This is a genomic window from Kitasatospora indigofera, assembly GCF_014655955.1.
Lineage (GTDB): Bacteria > Actinomycetota > Actinomycetes > Streptomycetales > Streptomycetaceae > Kitasatospora > Kitasatospora indigofera.
In genome coordinates, this window is record NZ_BNBO01000109.1 from 1 (window position 1) to 5,898 (window position 5,898).

Sequence of the window (5,898 nt, forward strand, 5' to 3'; positions counted from 1 at the left end):
TCCGGGGGTTCAGCGAGGTGTACGGGTCCTGGAAGACCATCTGGATGTTCCGGCGAACCGCCTTCAGGCCGGCGCCGGAGAGGTGCGAGATCTCCTCGCCCTTGAACCGCACCGAACCGGCGCTGGCCGGCTCCAGGTTCATCAGCACCTTGGCCAGCGTGGACTTGCCGCAGCCGGACTCCCCGACGATGCCCAGCGTCTCCCCCTGGACGAGGTCGAAGCTGATCCCGTCGACCGCCTTGACCGCGCCGACCTGCTTCTTGAACACGACGCCCTTGGTGAGCGGGAAGTGCTTGACCAGGTCCCGGACTTCGAGGATCGGCTCGCCGCGCCGGACGGGCTTGTCGAACGCGATCTCCTCCGGCGCGGCCGCGCCGCCCAGCGCGCTAGCTCCGTGAGCCATGGAGGGTCTCCTTCCAGAAGAAGCAGGCACTGCCCCGGCCCGGCTGCTCGGTGCCGTCGTCCTCGGTGACCTGGAACAGCTCCGGCACCTCGCCGCGGCAGATGTCCTGGGCCCTGGGGCAGCGCGGGTTGAACGCGCAGCCCGGCGGGATCCGGAGCAGGTTGGGCGGCAGGCCCTTGATGGCGTAGAGCTCCTGGCCCTTCTGGTCCAGGCGCGGGATCGAGTCCAACAGGCCCCTGGTGTAGGGGTGCGCGGGGCTGGCGTACAGCTCGTGCACGGGGGCGGTCTCGACGATCCGGCCCGCGTACATCACGGCGATCTTGTCCGCGACGTCGGCGACCACGCCGAGGTCGTGGGTGATCAGGATCAGGCCCATGTGGTACTCGGCCTGCAGTTCGGCGAGGAGGTCCATCACCTGGGCCTGGACGGTGACGTCCAGCGCGGTGGTGGGCTCGTCCGCGATGATCAGGTCCGGCTCCAGGGCCAGTGCCATCGCGATCATGATGCGCTGGCGCATGCCGCCCGAGAACTGGTGCGGATAGTCGCCCACCCGGTCCTTGGCGGCGGGGATGCGCACCCGGTCCATCAGCTCGACGGCCTTGGCCTTCGCCTCCTTGCGGGAGGCGTCGGTGTGGGCGCGGAACATCTCGCCCAGCTGGAAGCCGACGGTGAGCACCGGGTTGAGCGAGGAGAGCGCGTCCTGGAAGATCATCGCGATCTTCTGGCCGCGGATCTTGCGCCGCTCCTCCTTGCCCATGGCCAGCATGTCCTGGCCCCGGTAGCGGATCTCGCCCTTGGGGATCCGGGCCGGCGGCATGTCCAGGATGCCCATGATCGCCTGCGCGGTCACCGACTTGCCCGAACCGGACTCCCCCAGCACGGCGAGCGTCTCCCCGGCGCTGACGCTGTAGTTGACCCCGTTGACGGCGCGGGCGACGCCCTCCCGGGTCACGAACTCCACGTGCAGGTCCCGGACGTCGAGCAGCGGCCCGTCGTAGGGAGCCTGCCGGGCGCTCTTGGTGGTGTCGACGGCAGTGGTCACGATCGTCCCCTCGCTCAGCGCAGCTTCGGGTCGAGGGCGTCGCGGACCGCGTCGCCCAGCATGATGAAGGCCAGCACGGTGATCGACAGCGCGGCCGCCGGGAAGAACATCACGTACGGGGCGGTGCGGATCACCTTCTGCGCCGAGGAGATGTCGATGCCCCAGGAGATGGTGGGCTCCTGAAGGCCGATGCCGAGGAAGCTCAGGGTCGCCTCGACGGCGATGTATCCGCCGAGCGCGATGGTCGCGACCACGATCACCGGCGCGACGGCGTTGGGCAGGATGTGCCGCATCATCAACCGGCCGGTGCCGGCCCCGAGCGCCTTGCCCGCCATCACGTAGTCGGCCTGTTTGACCGTCAGCACGGCGCCGCGCATCACCCGGGCGATCTGGGTCCAGCCCAGCACCGCCAGCGCGATGACCACGCTCCACACCGTGCGGGCGGAGAAGGCGCCCAGCAGGACCAGCGCGCCGAGCAGCAGCGGGATGCCGAAGAAGATGTCGGTGATCCGGGAGATCACCGCGTCGACGGCACCGCCGAAGTAGCCCGCCAGCATGCCGGTCAGCCCGCCGAGGAGGGTGACCAGGGCGGTGACGCAGATGCCGACCGTGATGGACGCGCGCGCGCCGTAGATCACCCGGGCGTAGATGCTCCGGCCCTGGCCGTCGTAGCCGAACCAGCCCGCGCCGAAGAAGTCGGTCCAGTCCGGTCGCCTGAGGTAGTCGTTGACCAGGTCGGAGGCGCGCGGGTTGGTGTCGGTGAACGCCCAGGGGAAGATGGCCATGATCACCAGCAGCAGGATCAGCACCACCGAGATCAGGAAGATCGGCCGGGTCCGCAGGTCCCGCCAGGCGTGGCCCCAGAGGCTGCGGGCCTCCTCCCGCTTGGCCGGGTCCGGCTCGATCAGGGTGTCCTCTTCGACCACCCGGCCCTGCTCGCCGGCGTAGTCCAGATGGTCGACGCCCGGCTTCGGGTGGGGCTCGAACCCGCTCTCGTCGTGGATGTCAGGCATAACGGATCCTCGGGTCCAGAACCGCGTAGAGCAGGTCGACGAGAAGGCTGGCCACCAGGTAGACGATCACCAGGACGGTCACGATGCCGACCACGGTGGGCCCCTCCTTCTGGTTGATCGCCCGGTACAGGACGTTGCCGATGCCCTGCACGTTGAAGATGCCCTCGGTGACGATGGCACCGCCCATCAGCGCCCCGAGGTCGGTCCCGAGGAAGGTGACCACCGGGATCAGCGAGTTGCGCAGCAGGTGGCGGGTGATGATGGTGCGCCGGGGCAGGCCCTTGGCGGTGGCCGTGCGGATGTAGTCGGCCCGGAGGTTCTCGCCGATGGACGTCCGGGTGAGCCGGGCGACGAACGCCAGTGACAACGACCCCAGGACGATGGCCGGCAGGATGAGTTGGGACAGGTCGGTGGAGTCCTGGACGGTCGGGGTGACCCAGCCCAGATTGGTCGCGAAGACGGTCTGCGCGATGTACGCCAGCACGAAGACCGGGATCGAGATGACGACCAGGGTGAGGACCAGCACCACGGTGTCGACGACGCTCCCGCGGCGCAGGCCCGAGAGCACGCCGAGCGTCAGGCCGACGACCAGCTCGAAGACGAAGGCCATCAGGGCGAGCCGGATGGTCACGGGGAAGGCGTCCGCCATGATCTCGGACACCGGGCGGCCGGTGAAGCTCGTCCCGAAGTCGCCCTGGAACAGGTTGCCCATGTAGTGCAGGTACTGCTTCCAGATCGGCTGGTCCAGGTAGTACTTCTGCCTGAGGGCCGCCACCTGGGCCGGGTCGGCGGCCTTGTCGCCGAAGAGCGCCACGATCGGGTCGCCCGGCAGGGAGTAGACCATCAGGAAGATCAGCAGAGTCGAGCCGAAGAACACCGGGATCATCTGCAGTACTCGCCTGAGTACGTAGCTGCCCATCGCGCCTCCTTCCTAGAGGACTGAGTGCCCGGGCCCCGCCCTCCGTGCGGGGAGGACGGGGCCGGCGGGGGTGGGCCCCTCCTGCCCGACGGGCCCGCTCCCCCGGGCCTGGCCCGGGGGGCGGGACGCCGCGGGAGGATCAGCCCTTGACCTCGACCTGGGTCCAGGCCGGGTTGCCGAAGGAGTCGAACACGACGTTCTGCACGTTCGTGGAGTAGCCCGAGTTGGTGCGGTAGTACCAGAGCGGGATGGCCGGCATGTCCTGCTGGAGCACCGCCTCGGCCTGCTGGTAGCCGGTGGCCGAGGCCTGGATGCTGTCCGCCTGGTCCGCCTGGGTGGCCAGCTTGTCGAACTCGGGGCTGCTGTAGCCGAAGTCGTTGGACGCGGCGCCGGTGCGGTAGACGTCGGCCAGGAAGTTGGCGTTCAGCGGGTAGTCCTGCACCCAGCCGGTGCGGAAGGCGCCGGTGACGGTGTGGCCGGTGATCGCCGCGCGGGCGGTCTTGAAGTCGACCTTCGGGTCGCCGACGCAGTCCACCCCGGTGTTCTGGCGGATCGAGTTGCAGACCGCGTCGACCCACTCCTTGTGGCCGCCGTCCGCGTTGTACGTGATCGTCAGCTTGTTCCCGGGGACGCCGCCGCCCTCCTGGATCAGCTGCTTCGCCTTGGCCGGGTCGAAGTTGCAGAAGTCCCCGCAGTTGCCCTGCTTGTAGCCCTCGACACCCTCGGCGACCCAGGCGGAGGCGGGGGCGCGCGAGCCCTGCAGCACCGTCTTGGTGATGGTGGCCCGGTCGATCGCCATCGACAGGCCCTGGCGGACCTTGGCCTTCTCCGGCCCCGCCCAGTCGGGCTGGTAGAGCGGGAAGCCGATGTTCTGGATGGCGCCCTGCGGGGAGTCGATCGCCCGGTCTCCGAGGTCGTTCTTGTAGGTCGCCAGCGCGGACGGCGGCACCTGGTCCATCACGTCCAGGTTGTTGGACTGCAGGTCCGCGTACGCCGCCTCGGCGGTGGTGTACATCTTGAAGACGACGCCACCGTTCTTCGGCTTGTCCACACCCTGGTAGTTCGGGTAACTCTTCGTCACAACCTGGGAGTTGTGGGCCCAGCTGACGAACTGGTAGGGCCCGTTGCCGACCGGGTTCTGGCCGAAGCCGGCCGGGTCGTTGTAGAAGCTGTCGGGCAGCGGCGAGAAGGCGATGTAGCCGAGCTTGTACTCGAAGTACGACACCTTGGTGGTCAGCTTGATGGTGAAGTGGGTGTCGTCGGTGACGGTCAGCCCGGACATCGTCGTGGCGGTCGGCGCACCGCTCTCGGGGTGGACGTCCTTGTAGCCCTGGATGTCGGAGAACCACGAGCTGTTGATCTGGTTGTTGGTGACCGTCGCGGCCCAGTTCCAGGCGTTCACGAAGTTGCTCGACTTCACCGGCGTGCCGTCGTGGAAGGTCCAGCCGGACTTCAGCGTCACGTTGAAGGTCTGCGCGTCACTGGTGTCGATCGAGTCCGCCACCTGCATCCGCAGCGTCGCGTCGGTCGGGTTGTAGTCGACGAGGCCCTTGAAGAGGTTCTGGATGATGCGACCTCCACCCGCCTCGTTCGCGTTCGCGGGCTGGAGCGGGTTCTGCGGCTCGCTGCTCTGGTAGCTGAAGGTCTTGCTGGCATCCGACGAGCTGCTGCCGCCTCCCCCGCTGCTGCCACACCCGCTGGCCACCAGGGCCACCGAAGTCGCAGCGGCGAGGACCCATCGAACGCGGGTGGCTTCGGGCATGGAGGTCCCTCCTCAGGGTGTCTGTCGCATCACACCCCATGAGAAGCGCGCCGTTTCGGCGGCGCGACCCGGATACCGCCGGATGGGTGCGCCACGCCACCGTGAGGTGGCGGCCCGGGGAGCCGGACGGCCCAACCGGCCCGGAAAGACCGAAGGACCCGCAGCACGAGGCTGCGGGTCCTTCGGGGAAAGAGCCAGGTCAGGCGGCGACGGGCGCCACGACCTCGGCGAAGTGGCAGGCGGAGTCGTGCGCCGCCGGGCCCTTCAGCAACTCCGGCGCGGCCAGCAGCGGGACCTCGGTCGCGCAGCGCTCCTCGGCCTTCCAGCAGCGGGTGCGGAAGCGGCAGCCCGACGGCGGGTTGGCCGGCGAGGGGATGTCGCCGGTGAGGACGATCCGGTCCCGGGCCTCCCGCGCCGTCGGGTCCGGCACCGGCACCGCGGACAGCAGCGCCTGGGTGTACGGGTGCGTGGCGTGGTCGTAGATCTGCTCGTCCGTGCCGATCTCGACCATCTTGCCGAGGTACATCACGCCGACGCGGTCGGAGATGTGCCGGACGATGGAGAGGTCGTGCGCGATGAACATGTACGACAGGTTGAACTCGGTCTGGAGCTGCTCCAGCAGGTTGATCACCTGGGCCTGGACGGAGACGTCCAGGGCCGAGACGGGCTCGTCGCAGATGATCACCTCGGGCTTGAGCGCCAGGCCGCGGGCGATGCCGATGCGCTGGCGCTGGCCGCCGGAGAACTGGTGCGGGTACC

6 protein-coding genes are annotated in these 5,898 nt (G+C 68.9%); all 6 read right to left on the reverse strand.

The features are described from left to right. On the reverse strand, window positions 1-403 hold a 403-nt coding region (locus IE329_RS39435), incomplete at its 3' end, for an ATP-binding cassette domain-containing protein (RefSeq protein ID WP_190215887.1). Continuing rightward, window positions 387-1,445: an ABC transporter ATP-binding protein gene (locus tag IE329_RS39440; RefSeq protein ID WP_190215888.1), complete on the reverse strand. Its 1,059-nt coding sequence runs from the start codon at window positions 1,443-1,445 to the stop codon at window positions 387-389. The genes IE329_RS39440 and IE329_RS39435, both read right to left, overlap by 17 nt. Before the next feature lie 14 nt (window positions 1,446-1,459). Next, window positions 1,460-2,458: an ABC transporter permease gene (locus IE329_RS39445; RefSeq protein ID WP_190215889.1), complete on the reverse strand. Its 999-nt coding sequence runs from the start codon at window positions 2,456-2,458 to the stop codon at window positions 1,460-1,462. Next, window positions 2,451-3,377, reverse strand: a complete 927-nt coding sequence (locus tag IE329_RS39450) for an ABC transporter permease (RefSeq protein ID WP_190215890.1) — start codon at window positions 3,375-3,377, stop codon at window positions 2,451-2,453. Before IE329_RS39450 ends, IE329_RS39445 begins: the two co-directional genes overlap by 8 nt. 139 nt (window positions 3,378-3,516) lie before the next feature. Beyond that, window positions 3,517-5,139, reverse strand: a complete 1,623-nt coding sequence (locus IE329_RS39455) for a peptide ABC transporter substrate-binding protein (RefSeq protein ID WP_190215891.1) — start codon at window positions 5,137-5,139, stop codon at window positions 3,517-3,519. A gap of 199 nt (window positions 5,140-5,338) precedes the next feature. After that, on the reverse strand, window positions 5,339-5,898 hold a 560-nt coding region (locus IE329_RS39460; protein WP_190215892.1), incomplete at its 5' end, for an oligopeptide/dipeptide ABC transporter ATP-binding protein.